This is a genomic window from Bradyrhizobium sp. S3.7.6 (assembly GCF_054061875.1).
The window spans coordinates 5,557,978-5,571,572 of record NZ_JBSSEQ010000001.1 but is presented as its reverse complement, the minus strand read 5'-3'; the positions used below and the strand labels follow the sequence as shown (position 1 = coordinate 5,571,572).

At 64.3% G+C, this 13,595-nt stretch carries 18 protein-coding genes; 9 read left to right on the top strand and 9 right to left on the bottom strand.

Annotated elements, in window-relative coordinates; all coding sequences use genetic code 11:
* Positions 1–72 precede the first annotated feature (72 nt).
* Positions 73–720, bottom strand: coding sequence for a TetR/AcrR family transcriptional regulator (locus ACVJ5M_RS27335; protein WP_346283418.1), 648 nt, complete (start codon positions 718–720; stop codon positions 73–75).
* A gap of 99 nt (positions 721–819) precedes the next feature.
* Here ACVJ5M_RS27335 and ACVJ5M_RS27330 point away from each other — a divergent pair, with 99 nt between their 5' ends.
* Complete coding sequence (locus tag ACVJ5M_RS27330) at positions 820–1,836, top strand: ABC transporter substrate-binding protein (protein ID WP_283018706.1); 1,017 nt, start codon at positions 820–822, stop codon at positions 1,834–1,836.
* Positions 1,837–1,956: 120 nt separating this feature from the next.
* Here the strand turns inward: ACVJ5M_RS27330 and panB are convergent, their stop codons facing one another.
* Positions 1,957–2,778, bottom strand: coding sequence for a 3-methyl-2-oxobutanoate hydroxymethyltransferase (panB, locus tag ACVJ5M_RS27325; protein ID WP_283018707.1), 822 nt, complete (start codon positions 2,776–2,778; stop codon positions 1,957–1,959).
* 367 nt (positions 2,779–3,145) lie between these two features.
* Here panB and minC point away from each other — a divergent pair, with 367 nt between their 5' ends.
* From minC to ACVJ5M_RS27305, 4 genes are all read left to right on the top strand, one after another.
* Complete coding sequence (minC, locus tag ACVJ5M_RS27320; protein WP_283018708.1) at positions 3,146–3,844, top strand: septum site-determining protein MinC; 699 nt, start codon at positions 3,146–3,148, stop codon at positions 3,842–3,844.
* 21 nt (positions 3,845–3,865) lie between these two features.
* Positions 3,866–4,681, top strand: coding sequence for a septum site-determining protein MinD (gene minD, locus ACVJ5M_RS27315; RefSeq protein WP_354099486.1), 816 nt, complete (start codon positions 3,866–3,868; stop codon positions 4,679–4,681).
* Positions 4,678–4,959: a cell division topological specificity factor MinE gene (gene minE, locus ACVJ5M_RS27310; protein ID WP_063983590.1), complete on the top strand. Its 282-nt coding sequence runs from the start codon at positions 4,678–4,680 to the stop codon at positions 4,957–4,959. The genes minD and minE overlap by 4 nt, the downstream gene beginning before the upstream one ends.
* A 212-nt stretch (positions 4,960–5,171) precedes the next feature.
* Positions 5,172–5,357 (top strand): hypothetical protein, encoded by a 186-nt coding sequence (locus ACVJ5M_RS27305; protein WP_028161169.1) that lies wholly within the window; start codon positions 5,172–5,174, stop codon positions 5,355–5,357.
* Between the two features lie 16 nt (positions 5,358–5,373).
* On the opposite strand, the gene ACVJ5M_RS27300 is transcribed toward ACVJ5M_RS27305, so the two are convergent.
* Both ACVJ5M_RS27300 and ACVJ5M_RS27295 read right to left on the bottom strand, forming a co-directional pair.
* Entirely contained in the window at positions 5,374–5,622 is a 249-nt protein-coding gene (locus ACVJ5M_RS27300; RefSeq protein ID WP_231144930.1) for a hypothetical protein, read from the bottom strand.
* A 110-nt stretch (positions 5,623–5,732) separates the two neighbouring features.
* Entirely contained in the window at positions 5,733–6,122 is a 390-nt protein-coding gene (locus ACVJ5M_RS27295; protein WP_283018709.1) for a hypothetical protein, read from the bottom strand.
* A 129-nt stretch (positions 6,123–6,251) separates the two neighbouring features.
* Here ACVJ5M_RS27295 and ACVJ5M_RS27290 point away from each other — a divergent pair, with 129 nt between their 5' ends.
* Positions 6,252–7,034: an SDR family NAD(P)-dependent oxidoreductase gene (locus ACVJ5M_RS27290; RefSeq protein WP_283018710.1), complete on the top strand. Its 783-nt coding sequence runs from the start codon at positions 6,252–6,254 to the stop codon at positions 7,032–7,034.
* A gap of 95 nt (positions 7,035–7,129) precedes the next feature.
* On the opposite strand, the gene ACVJ5M_RS27285 is transcribed toward ACVJ5M_RS27290, so the two are convergent.
* Together ACVJ5M_RS27285 and ACVJ5M_RS27280 are read right to left on the bottom strand one after the other, a co-directional pair.
* Positions 7,130–7,360 carry a DUF6894 family protein gene (locus ACVJ5M_RS27285; RefSeq protein WP_027530842.1) on the bottom strand — a complete coding sequence of 77 codons (231 nt, stop codon included), beginning with the start codon at positions 7,358–7,360 and terminating at the stop codon, positions 7,130–7,132.
* A 377-nt stretch (positions 7,361–7,737) separates the two neighbouring features.
* Positions 7,738–8,769, bottom strand: coding sequence for a hypothetical protein (locus ACVJ5M_RS27280; protein ID WP_283018711.1), 1,032 nt, complete (start codon positions 8,767–8,769; stop codon positions 7,738–7,740).
* Positions 8,770–9,104: 335 nt separating this feature from the next.
* On the opposite strand from ACVJ5M_RS27280, the gene ACVJ5M_RS27275 reads away from it, so the two are divergent.
* Positions 9,105–9,722, top strand: coding sequence for a L,D-transpeptidase (locus ACVJ5M_RS27275; protein ID WP_283018858.1), 618 nt, complete (start codon positions 9,105–9,107; stop codon positions 9,720–9,722).
* 67 nt (positions 9,723–9,789) lie between these two features.
* On the opposite strand, the gene ACVJ5M_RS27270 is transcribed toward ACVJ5M_RS27275, so the two are convergent.
* The gene (locus ACVJ5M_RS27270; protein ID WP_283018712.1) at positions 9,790–10,221 is read right to left on the bottom strand and encodes a COG4315 family predicted lipoprotein; all 432 of its coding nucleotides are present in this window, start codon (positions 10,219–10,221) and stop codon (positions 9,790–9,792) included.
* 121 nt (positions 10,222–10,342) lie between these two features.
* The gene (locus ACVJ5M_RS27265) at positions 10,343–10,807 is read right to left on the bottom strand and encodes a MarR family winged helix-turn-helix transcriptional regulator (RefSeq protein WP_283018713.1); all 465 of its coding nucleotides are present in this window, start codon (positions 10,805–10,807) and stop codon (positions 10,343–10,345) included.
* A 102-nt stretch (positions 10,808–10,909) separates the two neighbouring features.
* On the opposite strand from ACVJ5M_RS27265, the gene ACVJ5M_RS27260 reads away from it, so the two are divergent.
* Positions 10,910–12,832 carry an FAD-binding monooxygenase gene (locus ACVJ5M_RS27260; protein ID WP_283018714.1) on the top strand — a complete coding sequence of 641 codons (1,923 nt, stop codon included), beginning with the start codon at positions 10,910–10,912 and terminating at the stop codon, positions 12,830–12,832.
* A 238-nt stretch (positions 12,833–13,070) separates the two neighbouring features.
* Positions 13,071–13,298 (top strand): hypothetical protein, encoded by a 228-nt coding sequence (locus tag ACVJ5M_RS27255; protein ID WP_224580733.1) that lies wholly within the window; start codon positions 13,071–13,073, stop codon positions 13,296–13,298.
* Between the two features lie 15 nt (positions 13,299–13,313).
* On the opposite strand, the gene ACVJ5M_RS27250 is transcribed toward ACVJ5M_RS27255, so the two are convergent.
* Positions 13,314–13,592: a DUF3551 domain-containing protein gene (locus ACVJ5M_RS27250; protein ID WP_247310934.1), complete on the bottom strand. Its 279-nt coding sequence runs from the start codon at positions 13,590–13,592 to the stop codon at positions 13,314–13,316.
* Positions 13,593–13,595 lie beyond the last annotated feature (3 nt).

Genomic DNA, 13,595 nt, shown 5'->3' with positions numbered 1-13,595 from the left:
GTTGCCAGCGGCCACCTTGCCGCTGTTCGTCAGCCTAACCGGCCTTGCGGGAAGTTTCAACCAGTTGGTTGATTAGGGCCGGAGCGAATGCAGCAAGAGGTCGACGACATGCCTGCGGCGGGCGCGCCTTGCCGCCCGGCTCGACAGGTCCTTGCCGAAGATCGCCGACAGCGTCGGCGTGTTGGAGAGATAGAAATAGCTGAGGCCGGCGATGGAGATATAGAGCTGGATCGGGTCGATCCCCTTGCGGAACACGCCGGTGCGAACGCCCTCGTGGAGGATGTGGGAGACGCTCTTCACCAGCGGCGAATGCATCGCCTCCAGCCGGGTCGAGCCGCGGACGTGGCGGGCGCCACCGCGGTTCTCGTCGTTCAGAAGCACGATGAAATCGGGGTTTGTTGCGAGGTAATCGAACGAGGCCTCGATCAGCTTTCGGATCGCCTTTTCCGGCGGCAGGCCTTCGAGGTTGAGCTGACGCTCCTGCTCGCGGATGTCGGCATAGACCCATTCGAGTACGGCGAGATAGAGCGCGTCCTTGTCGCCGAAGTAGTGGTAGACGAGCTGCTTGTTGACGCCGGCGCGCTCGGCGATCTCGTCGACGCGGGCGCCGGCAAAGCCGTGCCGGGCGAACTCCAGGCGCGCCGCGGTGAGCAGCTTCTTGCGGGTGGCGACGGGATCGCGCCGCTGCGGCACGGTGTCGCCTGAACGTTTTGCGGTCATTTCCAACCAGACAGTTGACAAGTCGAGGGCGGCTTGTTGCATTGGTATCCTCACACGGGGAGAGCGACAAGCCGGGTCGCGGCAATGAGGAGGGATGCGATGAAGCGTTTGCAGGCTGCGGGCTCGGCTTTGGCTTTGGCCCTGACGCTCGGTGTGCCGGCGGTGCCGGCGAGCGCGGGGGAGGCGGTCAACCTGATCCTGAACTGGACACCGACGGCCGACCATTCGCCGTTCTATTTCGCCAAGGCGCAGGGCTGGTACGAGAAGGCCGGCATCGACCTGACCATCGAGGTCGGCAAGGGCTCCGGCGTCTCCGCTGCCAAGGTCGGCTCCGGCGGCTCGCCGTTCGGCATCGCCGATCTCGCCACCATGCTGGTCGCCAAGAGCAAGGGCGCCGATGATGTCGCGCTGATGAGCATCTACGCCAACACTGGGCAGACGTTTTACTGGCTGAAGAGCTACGGCGTGAATGGCGTGAAGGAGTTTCCGAGCCACAAGATCGGCAACCCGCCCGGCGACGCCTCGCGCGTGATGTGGCCGGCCTTTGCCAAGGCCGCAGGCATCGCGCCTGATGCCGTCAGCTTCGTCAATATCGGCCCGACCGCGAAGATCGCCGCGCTGAAGAGCCATACCGTCGACATCATCAGCGACTTCTACAACGAGCACGATCTCAAGGTGATCGAGTTCGGGCCCGACCTCGGCTTCGTCAACTGGAAGGACATCGGGCTCAACCCCTACGGCAATTCGCTGATCGTCAACGGCGCCTATCTGCAGAAGAACCCCAAGCTGGTCGAGGAGTTCGTGCGCGTCTCGCAGAAGGCCTTTGCGGCCTGCGTCGCCGACGTCACGCCGTGCCTGAAGGCGCTGCTCGACCAGGTCTCCGGTCTCGACAAGGAGAACCAGGAACGGCAGTGGGAGCGCATCAAGTATTTGATGACCGACGAGTTCACGACCACCAAGGGTCTTGGCTGGATCGACGGCGAGCGGATGAAGAAGGACTATGAGCTGGTCCAGACCTATCTCGGCATGGAGAAGCCGTTCGACGTGACGACGGCGTTCACGACCAAGATGCTGGATCCCGCCGTCAAGATGGATGCGAGCAAGGTGAAGAAGTAGGGGGAGCCGTACGCTTCCGCGTTGTAGCCCGGATGGAGCGAAGCGCAATCCGGGAAACCTGCCGCTGAGGATGCGCTGTCCCGGATTTCGCTGCGCTCCATCCGGGCTACGGTGCTACCCTCAGCTTTTCTTCATCTCGTAGACGTGTTCAGGCCCGGGAAAGGCGCGCGACCGCACGTCGGTGGCATAGCCTTCGATCGCCGCCTCGATCGCCGGACCAAGATTGCCGTACCGCCGGACGAATTTCGGGGTTCGTGGCGACAGCCCGAGCATGTCCTCGAGCACGAGCACCTGACCGTCGCAGGCAGCGCTCGCACCGATGCCTATGGTGGGGATCGCAATCGTCTCCGTGATCTTGCGCGCCAACGGTTCGGCCACCGCTTCGACGACGACCGAGAATGCACCGGCATCGGCGACGGCCTTCGCATCGTCCTCGATGGGGCCCCAGTCCACCTCGTTGCGCCCCTGGGCACGAAACGAACCGAGCGTGTTGATGGATTGCGGCGTGAGGCCAATATGACCCATCACCGGGATGCCGCGCCCGGACAGGAATGCAATCGTCTCCGCCATGCGAACGCCGCCTTCGAGCTTCACCGCGCCGCATTGCGTTTCCTTCATGATCCGCACCGCGGAGTTGAACGCCTGCTCCCTGGAAGCTTCATACGAGCCGAACGGCATGTCGACGACGACCAGCGCCTGCTTCGAGCCGCGCATCACCGCGGCGCCCTGGAGGATCATCATGTCGAGCGTAACAGGCACCGTCGTCTCGAAGCCGTGCATGACGTTGCCAAGGGAATCGCCGACCAGAATGACGTCGCAATGCCGATCCACCAGTGCGGCCGTATGCGCGTGATAGGACGTCAGCATCACGATCGGTTCGCCCCGCTTGCGTGCACGGATGTCCGGCGCGGTCTTGCGCCTGATGGAAGACTGAATTGACATGCTCGGCTCCGTCCACGGGGGAGGCGGATCGAAACCAGATGCCATGAGCATGTCAATCCGGATGGTCGGGCCTGCGATCACAATGGACGGCGTGAGGGCCCACTGTCTCGACATTCTCAGTGTCATCGCCCGCGTAGGCGGGCGATCCAGTATTCCAGAGGCCGTGCCATGATGCGGATAAGCCGCGGCGTACTGGATGCCCCGGTCAAGCCGGAGCATGACAGCGGTGTGTTGCGCGGAAGCGCTCGCCCAAGCCCTTCCGCAGGCCCAGCCCGTCCACACCCACGTGCCAAGGATAAATTAACCGGCCGTTAACCAAATCCGCCGCATCGTTAACCATTCAATAACAGGGATCGAGTCGGCCGCTATGGAGGCTGCAGCAAAAGTCCAACGCCAAATGGTTCGCCTGCGCGGGCGCTCCTACGTGGCCTTCGTGTTCGTGCCGACGGTTCCGATCCAGGACTGGCTGCAGGAGATCGACGCCACGATTGCGCGCTCGCCGGGCTTCTTCGCCGGTCGGCCCGTGGTGATCGATCTGTCCTCGGTCGATCTCAGCCAGTCCGGCATCGGCCATCTGCTCAGCAGCCTTCACGACCGGAACATCCGGGTGCTCGGGATCGAGGGGGTCGAGGAGGGCCGGCTGACGCCGGCGATGCCGCCACTGCTCTCGGGCGGGCGCAGCTGCGTGGTCGAGCCGAGCGCGCCGAAGAAGGCCGAGGCGAAGGCCGTAACCAAGCCGACCTCGCTCCTGCTCGATAGCCCGGTGCGCTCGGGCCAGACCGTGATCTTCCCGGAAGGCGACGTCACCATTCTCGGATCGGTCGGCTCCGGCGCCGAAGTCGTCGCCGGCGGTTCCATCCACATCTACGGCGCGCTCCGCGGCCGTGCCATGGCGGGGGTCAATGGGCACACGAGCGCCCGCATCTATTGTCAGAAGATCGAGGCTGAACTGCTTGCAATTGATGGATTTTACCAGACTGCGGACGACATCGACGCCGCTTTGCGCGGCAAGCCGGCGCAGGCCTGGCTGCAGGGGAATACCATGCGAATTACAGCACTGAACTGACCAGCAAAGGAGACATTTCAGATGAGTAAGGTACTGGTCGTGACATCAGGCAAGGGCGGGGTCGGCAAGACCACGACGACCGCCGCGTTGGGGGCTGCGCTGGCGCAGCGCGGCGACAAGGTCGTCGTCGTCGATTTCGACGTCGGCCTGCGCAACCTCGACCTCGTCATGGGCGCCGAACGCCGCGTCGTGTTCGATCTCATCAACGTGGTGCAGGGTGTCGCAAAGCTGCCGCAGGCGCTGATCCGCGACAAGCGGCTGGAGAATCTCTGGCTGCTGCCGGCTTCCCAAACGCGCGACAAGGACGCGCTGACGGAAGAGGGCGTCGGCAAGGTCATCGACGATTTGCGCGACCGCTTCGACTGGGTGATCTGCGACAGCCCGGCCGGCATCGAGCGCGGCGCCTCCATGGCGATGCGCTTTGCGGACGAGGCCGTGATCGTCACCAATCCGGAAGTCTCCTCGGTGCGCGATTCCGACCGCATCATCGGCATGCTCGATTCCAAGACGGTGCGGGCCGAGAAGGGCGAGCACGTCCAGAAGCACATTCTCATCACCCGCTACAATGCCTCGCGCGCCGCGCGCGGCGAGATGCTGACCATCGACGACATCCTCGAAATCCTCGCAACGCCCTTGCTCGGCATCATCCCCGAGAGCCAGGACGTGTTGAAGGCCTCCAATGTCGGCACGCCGGTGACGCTGTCGAACGTGGACGGTGCACCCGCACGGGCCTATATCGACGCGGCGCGGCGGCTGTGCGGCGACACCGTGGCGATGCAGGTTCCGGCCGAGCGCAGGCGCTTCATGGATCGTCTGCTGCGACGGAGGGCTGCATGAGCATGGGTCTGCTTCGGCTTCTCCGTGGCAAGAAGGCCTCGGCACCCGTCGCACGCGAACGGCTGCAGATCCTGCTTGCCCATGAACGCGGATTGCGCGGCCAGCCCGATCTGCTCGGCGTGCTGCGCGAGGAAATTCTTGCTGTCGTGTCCAGGCACGTCACGCTGGACCCGACCAAGGTCATCGTCCGGCTCGAGCGCGGCGACGAGGTATCGACCCTGGAGGTCGATATCGAGGTGCCGAACGATTTGGAGCGCAAGCGCGCGGCGGTCGGGTAGGGGATCCGGCCGGTACACTGCAAATTTGGGGTGGGTGAGAAGGCGGTCCGCTGGGCATAGCGGACCGCCTTTGTCTTGCTTGCTCGTCACGTCAAATTCCAGGCCTGCCGATGTGATCGGTCGTGGGCGGAACGGGACCTGCGGCGAAATCGTTGTCAGAGGCCGCGGAGCGCTAAGCCAGGCGCTGCGGTTTCCTGAACAGGAGAGCGCCCATGATATCCGAGATCCAGGTCCACACCATCGCGCGCCAGATGCTGGAAAAACATGGTTTCGCTGCGATTGCGAAGGCCGCCGAGCAGGCGCAGGCCTGTGAGGGCCGCGGCGAGGCCGATGAGGCCAAGGAGTGGCGTCACATCGAGGACGCCATGAAGATCATCCGCGGCCCGCACCAGAGCTGATCCGCGGCCAGCGCGCTCAGCGCTCCCCGCGGTCGGCGCCCGGCTGCGTAGTGCGATTTTGTGTCTGCGGCTGGGGACGCTCGCCTGTCTCTTTGCAGGGCAGCGGTTCCCACGAGCCGTCGGGTGCCTGCTGGTAAGCACTGCAGGATGACGAGGTGGATTTTTCCTCGCCTTTCTGGGCATCGGAGTTCTTCGCCAGAGCGGGCGCGGTCAGCACAGCGGCGGCCGCAAATGCGCCGGCGAAAACAAAATGGATACTCCGCATGTGGGCTCTCCTGTTCGAATTCGAAGAGGCCGCATGGTGTCGAGGATTATGACGATAGTTGGCCGCCGCGACGGTTCCGCCACGGCGTGCTTAACGCCGCGAGAGAGCGCCTAGCCGCCCTTGCTGCGGATCAGGCCGGCGAGGTTGGTCTTCTGGGCCTCGCACCAGCCGGGCATGCCGAGGCGGCGCTGGTCCATGTCGGTCGCCTGCGTCGCGACCGCGACCTCGGCCATCAAATCATCGTCCTGCTTCTCGCCCATCTTGCCGCCGGTGTGCATCCAGGCGATCGCCTTGCGCACCTTCTCGGTGGTGCCGTCCGGCAGCTGCATCTGCTGCGCCTTCTGCACGAGGTCCTGATAGACGAGATCGGTGTTTGGACATTCCACCTTGGCGGCGAAGGCCTGCAAGACCATCGTCACATAGGTCGAGCGTGCACGGTCCGCCGCTTGGGCCGGCGCGGTGAGCAGTAACAGACCTGCGATCAGGAAACCGGTGCGCATCCTTGGTATCTCCTCCGTTTTTTTGGGAGGCTAGCGTCCGGCAAGCCACTCCGCAATGGTGCCGGGACGTATTTGTCGCTCCCCGGTGCGGTGCGCTATCGTCAGCCCGTCCTGGCCACGGAGAGCGACATGAGCCTGTTGAGCACGCCGTTCGACCCCGCACGCGACACGGCCCTCGTCACCGGCGCAGGCAACGGCATCGGCCGCGCGATTGCGCAGGCGCTGGTCGGCGAGGGCGTTCGGACCGTGTTCGCCGATGTGAGCCTGGAACGGGTGAGCGCGGCGATCAGCGCGAGCGGCAGGCCTGAACTGGCGGTGCCGTGGGTCGGCGATCTCGCCAGGTCAGACGCTTGCGATGCCCTGCTGGCCGCCGCAGAGGCGCTCGGCGAGGTCTCGCATTTCGTGCACAGCGCATCGCCGCCGCGGCGGGAGGCCGATCATGCGCTCGCGGTCGACCGCAAGACCTGGCAGGAGATGCATGCCGTCAATCTCGATGCCGGATTCCATCTGGCGCGCGGGCTGGCAAAACGGCTGATCGCGGCGAAACGGCCGGGCTCGTTCCTGTTTCTCACCTCGCTGCACGCGGGCACGCCGCGCAACCTGCCGCATTATTCGACGGCGAAGGCGGGGATGGCAATGCTGGTGAAGGAGCTCGCGAAGACGCTCGGGCGTCACGACATCCGCGTCAACGCGCTGGTGCCCGGCGCGATCGCGGCGGGCGGGTTCGTTGCCGATGCCTCGCTGGCGAAGCACATTCCGCTCGGGCGCCTCGGCGAGGCCAAGGACCTCGCGCCGATGGCGCTTGCGGTGCTGTCGAACAAGCTCTCGGGTTACGTCACCGGCGCAGCCTTCGTCGTCGACGGCGGATTGTCGCTGACGAACTGGTTCGAGCCGCCGGTGCTGGACGACTAAGGCCCCGTTCCGATGACTCGGAACGATGCTTTTGAGTCATAGTTCGACGCGCTTTTACGCGAACCGGTTTCCAAATCGCTCGAAAACGCTGTGGCCTAGCGTCGCCAGGCCGGCACGGGATCGAGCGGCGTGCGATAGACCTCGTTGTGATCGCGATCGGTGACGCGAACCGCGCAACCCTTCCGTTGCAGCTCCGGCTTCACCTGCGACAGCTCGGTAGCCAATTGAACGGCGCGATCGGAAGCGACCTCGATGTCTTCGAGGATGATTCCACCCTGGTTCTTGAACTCTTCACCAACCACGAGATCGAAGGAATAGTAGGGCATTCGATTTCCCCGGTGTGACGACGTGAGCTTCAGTGGAAGTCTCAACACATCCCGGATGATACCACTGAGTCGATATTTTCGAATGAACAGGTCGCGCAATCTCTGTGCTTATGGCGCAGAAATCATGTGCAGCATTCGTGCGCGTTAAGATTTTATTAAATATGTCGACGTGATCATAAGGCATGGAATTGCAGCAGAACCGGGCTCCGGGAACCGGCAGCTGCAAGAGAAGGCCGGCGGCATAAATCCCGACGGCCTTTTCTCTTCACGGAAGACGATCGAAATATCGGTCTCCGTAATTGCCCGGACTCAACGCGTCGCATCGACTCGGACAGCTTGGACGACGTCGCGACAGCGACGCTGCGTCGGCGCCTGATCTAGCGCAGCGGCATCGGCGGACGCACGACAGGTCCGTCGTCATCGGCAACGGCTTGCGTCGTGGCGACCGGTGCTGCCGTCGGCGCGACCGCGGCAGCCTGCGAAGGTGCAAGCGGCGCGGGCGAATAGGCCGGCATGTAGGTTTGCGACACGACCGGCTTCGGCTTGCGAACCGGAGGCGCCGGAGATCGCGGCGGGAGCGTGGACACGCGCGCGCGCGGATCGACCGGCTTGGCCTCAGCCACCGGCTTTGGCGCGGGTGGTTTTGCCATCTCGCGCGCCATCTGCTCCTGCCCGGCCTTCAGCTCGGCAATGTTGGCCTTGAGCGATTCGATCTGCTGCGCCATCGCTGCGAGATCGCGCGTCATCGATTGGACCGATTGCGCGGGATCGGGCTGTGTTGCGACAGGTGCTGCTGCTGCAACCTGAACCGGAGGCGGCGGCGCAGGTTGAGCAGATTGATCGGTCGCTTGATCCGTTACGGCTGGCTCCGCGGGCGGCGCGGCCTGCGCGGCGGTGACGGGCGCGGCGGTCACCGGTGCCGCCGTTCGCGATGTCGAAGGCAGCAGCGAGGTCAACGCAGTCAATGCTGGTTTCCATTCGTCGAGCATCTGCCTGGCCGTGTCGCCATGTTTCTCCCAGGCGACAGTGGCGGCCGCGCTTCCGCCCGCAAACAAGATCATGACGAACGCGCCGCGCAGCCATTTGCCGGCGGAGGATCGCTTCTGCCGGCGACCATCGCTGGCGGCGACGCGCACGGCGGTGTCGACCGAGGGCGCTGCCGTCTGCGGCTCCAAGACGGGACTGAATTTCGGCTCCGGATTAATGGTGCGCTCCGGCGCGAACTTCGGATCTATTTTCGGCTCTGGACGGGTTGCGATCTCAGGGGCCAACGCGGGCGCACCACTGATGGGGCGCGAAGCCAGCACCATGTCGGGTGAAATCTCAACGGCGTCGTGCGGATCGTTGTCCTTGACCGTGTCCTTCACGATCTCATCGACGATTTGCCTAGAGTTCAGCGTCGCGAGCATCGCAGCTCCTTTGAAGTCCGAGTGTTTAAAGTATGGGCGTCCGCATTGGCGCGAGCCGATCTGTCGAGGTGAACCCATCCCAAATCCGATGAGTCCGCACGATGACCCACGAGTCCAGCCGGGTTTGACCAAAGCAAGGCGAGGGGATGGAGACTGTGCGACGGTTCTTCGCCGTTTGTGGTGATGGAACCATGCCAGTCGAACACGGGCACGTGTTCCGCATTGCCTTGTTTTCAGCACGATTTGGGCAGCATCTGGCGTCGCTGGGAGCGCAACTATCCGCTATCGGGGGGCCGGTGGTGCCAAAATCTCTAATCGTATTGTTCGTCATGGCCATGCTTCCGCTCGCCGGCTGCATGCAGACGACGCTTTCTCCATCGACGGATGCGAGCATGACGCCGCGCGACCGGCAGTTGCTTGCGCACACGCCCTACGCGCAGGCGAACGTGCCTGAGCAATATCTCCGTCATATCGTCGACTATCCGCGCAAGGAGCAGCCGGGCACGATCCTGGTCGATACCGATGCGCGCTACCTCTATTTCGTGCTGCCCGAAGGCAAGGCGATCCGCTACGGCGTCGCGGTCGGCGAAGAAGCCATGGCCTTCTCCGGCGTTGCGCGCGTCGGTCGTCTGGCGGAATGGCCCGACTGGGTTCCGACAGCGGAGATCCAGGCGCGGCTCGGACCGTATCCGGCGCGCGTCACCGGTGGCCCCGCCAATCCGCTGGGCGCGCGGGGCATCTACCTCTACCTCGGCAACAAGGACACGCTCTACCGTATCCACGGTACCAACCAGCCGGAATATATCGGGCAGGCGATCTCGTCCGGCTGCATCCGGATGCGCAACGAGGATGTGATCGATCTGTTCGACCGGGTGAAGCTGAATGCCACGGTGGTGGTGCTGCCGCCCGGGCAGAATGCACGGGTCGACGCGGGGTCTAGCTGGCGCGGCTAAGCGCGGTGCGATCGGTTATTCCACTGCTCACGAGGCTTTCGTCGTGGGCGGGCCTGTCGGTTGAGACCTAGTTCTCAGGGCGGGCGACGCGCCATTGCAGCGTCGTGGCATTGCCGTTGGCATCGCCTGGCGCCTTGTCGGCCGGCGAGGTGTAGAGCGGACGATAGCGGTACGCCCACATCTTGCTCCCGTCGTTGCGGCTGATCACGGTGAAGTCGCCGATGGCTTTGGCGTCGACCGTAGCGGATAACGGTACCCAGCTCTCGGTGCACTTGCCGTTGCAGTTCGACGTCTTGCCGGTGGTGTCGCGCTCGTAAGTGTAGAGCGTCATGCCCTTGAGGTCGACGAGCGTGGGGCCCTGCTTGGTCAGGATCACCTTCGCCGGTGCGGTCGTGGCCTCGGGCTTCGGCGGAGCAGGGTCGCCACCGCCATGGCCGTTGGCAAGCGCAGGACCGGCCGAGAGCGCGATCGCCGTCGCCGCAATGAGGAACCTGAACATCCGAAACTCCCGAGCGGCAAAGTAAATCGCGCGTTAAACGCCGAATGTTGCCGACCCTAGCAGCCGAAGGTTAGTTCCAGGTTTCGCGGCACTGCGACAATTACGGATAGAAATACGGGGTTCATGCCTCCGCCTCGCGCAGCGGGGCGCGGCTGAGCTCGTTGCCGGCGGCAATGGCCTTGCGCAGCAGCCGCATCAGATCCTCACTTTCCTTCGCGCTGAGACCGCGCAGCATGACGCGCTGGGCGGACTCCACCGCCGGAGTGATCTTGCGCAGCGTGCGTCGGCCCTCGTCGGTGATCGCGAGCTCGCGGGCGCGGCGGTCGCGGCTGGAGGCGCGGCGCTCGGCAAGGCCTTTCTGGACGAGGCGGTCGATGACGCCGGTGATGGTGGTGCGGTCGTAGGCGATCAATCCTGCCAGCGTCACCTGGTCGAGCCCCGGATTGGCCTTGATGGTCGCAAGGGCCGCGTATTGCACCGGCGTGAGGTCGAAGCCGGCTTCGCCGACTTCGGCCAGAAACACCGCCACCGCGATCTGCTGGAACCGGCGCGCCAGATGCCCGGGCATGTCGTTGTTGTCTTTCACCGAATTCTCCGTTGCGGCAGGGAAGGCGCGGATCGTTGACAAGTATACTGATAGTCAGCATACTGAGCAATATCGAAGAAGACGTTGACGGGAGAGGTGCTCATGCAATTCCATCTCAATGGATTTCAGCCGGGCGATCCTGAAATCGCCGATCCCGCCGACCGCATTCTGGCTTCGGGCGCGGCCGGCGCCGTGCCTGAAGAGGTCGATGTCCTCATCGTCGGCTGCGGCCCTGCGGGCCTGACGCTCGCGGCCCAGCTTGCGCAATTCGGCGACATCAAGACCTGCATCGTCGAGCAGAAGCCGGGCCGGCTGCTGGTCGGGCAGGCCGACGGCATCGCCTGCCGCACCATGGAGATGTTCCACGCCTATGGCTTCAGCGCGCGCGTGCTGAAGGAAGCCTATTGGGTCAACGAGACCACGTTCTGGAAGCCGGACGAACGGAAGCCCGAGACGATCGTCCGCAGCGGGCGTGTGCAGGATGTCGAGGACGGGCTGTCTGAATTCCCGCATGTCATCCTCAACCAGGCGCGCATCCATGACGGCTTTCTCGATGTCATGCGCAAATCGCCGGCCAAGCTTGAGCCCTATTACAGCCGCCGCCTGCTCGATCTCGTGGTTGATCCGGCGGCGAGTCCCGCCAACCATGCTGTGACGGTGCGCCTCGAACGTGTCGATGCCGGCAATGAGGGGAAGGTGGAGACGATCAGGGCGCGCTACGTCGTCGGCTGCGACGGCGCGCGCAGCACGGTGCGCAAATCGATCGGCCGCGAGCTGCATGGCGATTCCGCCAACCACGCCTGGGGCGTGATGGACGTGCTGGCGGTGACCGATTTTCCCGACATCCGCTTCAAGGCCCTGATCCAGTCGGCGAAGGATGGCAGCCTGCTGATCATTCCGCGGGAAGGCGGCTACATGGTCCGCCTCTATGTCGAGCTGGCAAAACTCGACGTCGGCGAGCGCGTCGCCAATCGCAACATCACGGCTGAGGACGTGATTGCGAAGGCGCAGCGGATCCTGAAGCCGCACACGTTGGATGTGAAGGAGATCGCCTGGTGGTCGGTCTACGAGATCGGCCAGCGCCTGACCGACAAGTTCGACGACGTGCCGGACGCCGAGATCGCCGCGCGCCTGCCGCGCATCTTCATCGCCGGCGATGCCTGCCACACCCACAGCCCGAAGGCGGGGCAGGGCATGAACGTCTCGATGCAGGACGCCTTCAATCTCGGCTGGAAGCTCGCCGCCGTCCTCCGGGGGCAGTGTGCACCGAGCCTCTTGCATTCCTATTCGGCCGAGCGCCAGGCGGTGGCGAAGGAGCTGATCGATTTCGACCGCGAATGGGCGGGCATTCTCGCCTCCGCCGCCAAGGCCGGTGGTGCCGATGCGGCCAGGACGCAGGACTATTTCGTCAGGCACGGGCGCTATACCGCGGGCACGGCGACGCATTACCGGCCGTCGCTCCTCACTGGCGCGACATCACACCAGCATCTTGCCGAAGGCCTCGTCATCGGCACGCGCTTCCATTCCGCGCCGGTGATCCGGCTTGCGGACGCCAAGCCGGTGCATCTCGGCCATGCCGCGCAGGCCGATGGCCGCTTCCGCATCTACGCGTTTTCGCCCGCGGAGGATCCCGCCGCCGCGGGATCGGCGATCCGCGCGCTGTGTGATTTTCTCGCAGAGGCCCGTGAATCGCCGGTCCGTCGCCATACGCCCACTGGAGCCGACATCGACAGCGTGATCGACCTGCGTGCCGTCTTCCAGCAGGATCATCGCGCGCTCGCTGTGGAGGCGATGCCGGCACTGCTGCTGCCGCGCAAGGGGCGACACGGCTTGATCGACTACGAGAAGATGTTCTGTCCGGACCTCAAGAGCGGCCAGGACGTTTTCACCATGCGCGGTATCGATCGGAGGGCTGGCGGCATCGTCGTGGTGCGCCCCGACCAATATGTCGCGCAGGTTCTTCCGATCGACGCTTTTTCTGCGCTCGCGGCGTACTTCGACGCGTTCATGCTGCAAGCGAGCTGACGCTCAAACAGCCCTGGCGTTGCCAACGAAAGCCGGTCCTCGCGCCGGGCTTTCCGTTTGGTTCGAGTCAGGTTCCGTGCGCGTACAATTTAAGAAAGTTCTTCGCGGGCAGATTTCATCGATCGTAATATGTGTACTCAAAGCTGTAAGCATCCACTCGGGGCAGCGGGGCAACGGGAGGATGACGATGAGACAGAGCCAGGCGGAGACGCGCCGCCAAAATGTCGCGAAGCGGTCGATGACCAAGGAGGCCAAACAACTGTCCAGCCTGATCGCCGGGCTGCGCAAATCCCTCGACGGGATTCACAAGGAGCGGACGAGCACGAAGCTCACCGGTGCCGAGATGGGCATGCTCGACGAGCGCCGCAACAATCTGCTGCTGACCATCGCAGCGTTGGACGACCGTCTCTCGGCGGTGCAGGGGCTGATCGATCTCGGGCGTCCCCATATCATCCGCGTCCACTGAGCGGATCGCAATATCCTAACGATTCCGTCGCGGCGGCGATGGACCCGGGCCCGGTGGCCGGCTCCGCAGGGCATAAGGGTTGGCGTAGCACTGGGCGGACTGCCCGGAAGCAGTCGCGGCGCACTGCGCGATCGACGTGAAACTGCAATCGATGCTGCTGCCGTCGATGGTGTAGATCTCGATGCAGACGGGATAGCGCGGATCGTAGGTCTGCGCCCGCGCAGGTGCGGTGGCAAGCAGCGCCACGCCAGGCAAGCCAGCGACAAGCAGAATCGCATTTTTGATGCTGCGCACGAT

Excerpts from the sequence above, each read along its gene's own strand:
- ACVJ5M_RS27280 (WP_283018711.1), bottom strand. The coding sequence starts at position 8,769 with ATGCTCGCGACGCTGAACTCTAGGCAAATCGTCGATGAGATCGTGAAG.
- ACVJ5M_RS27295 (WP_283018709.1), bottom strand. The coding sequence starts at position 6,122 with ATGCGCACCGGTTTCCTGATCGCAGGTCTGTTACTGCTCACCGCGCCG.
- ACVJ5M_RS27285 (WP_027530842.1), bottom strand. The coding sequence starts at position 7,360 with ATGCCCTACTATTCCTTCGATCTCGTGGTTGGTGAAGAGTTCAAGAAC.
- ACVJ5M_RS27255 (WP_224580733.1), top strand. The coding sequence starts at position 13,071 with ATGACCAAGGAGGCCAAACAACTGTCCAGCCTGATCGCCGGGCTGCGC.
- ACVJ5M_RS27275 (WP_283018858.1), top strand. The coding sequence starts at position 9,105 with ATGCTTCCGCTCGCCGGCTGCATGCAGACGACGCTTTCTCCATCGACG.
- panB (WP_283018707.1), bottom strand. The coding sequence starts at position 2,778 with ATGTCAATTCAGTCTTCCATCAGGCGCAAGACCGCGCCGGACATCCGT.
- ACVJ5M_RS27330 (WP_283018706.1), top strand. The coding sequence starts at position 820 with ATGAAGCGTTTGCAGGCTGCGGGCTCGGCTTTGGCTTTGGCCCTGACG.
- minC (WP_283018708.1), top strand. The coding sequence starts at position 3,146 with ATGGAGGCTGCAGCAAAAGTCCAACGCCAAATGGTTCGCCTGCGCGGG.
- minE (WP_063983590.1), top strand. The coding sequence starts at position 4,678 with ATGAGCATGGGTCTGCTTCGGCTTCTCCGTGGCAAGAAGGCCTCGGCA.
- ACVJ5M_RS27335 (WP_346283418.1), bottom strand. The coding sequence starts at position 720 with ATGACCGCAAAACGTTCAGGCGACACCGTGCCGCAGCGGCGCGATCCC.
- ACVJ5M_RS27305 (WP_028161169.1), top strand. The coding sequence starts at position 5,172 with ATGATATCCGAGATCCAGGTCCACACCATCGCGCGCCAGATGCTGGAA.
- ACVJ5M_RS27300 (WP_231144930.1), bottom strand. The coding sequence starts at position 5,622 with ATGCGGAGTATCCATTTTGTTTTCGCCGGCGCATTTGCGGCCGCCGCT.
- minD (WP_354099486.1), top strand. The coding sequence starts at position 3,866 with ATGAGTAAGGTACTGGTCGTGACATCAGGCAAGGGCGGGGTCGGCAAG.
- ACVJ5M_RS27290 (WP_283018710.1), top strand. The coding sequence starts at position 6,252 with ATGAGCCTGTTGAGCACGCCGTTCGACCCCGCACGCGACACGGCCCTC.
- ACVJ5M_RS27270 (WP_283018712.1), bottom strand. The coding sequence starts at position 10,221 with ATGTTCAGGTTCCTCATTGCGGCGACGGCGATCGCGCTCTCGGCCGGT.
- ACVJ5M_RS27260 (WP_283018714.1), top strand. The coding sequence starts at position 10,910 with ATGCAATTCCATCTCAATGGATTTCAGCCGGGCGATCCTGAAATCGCC.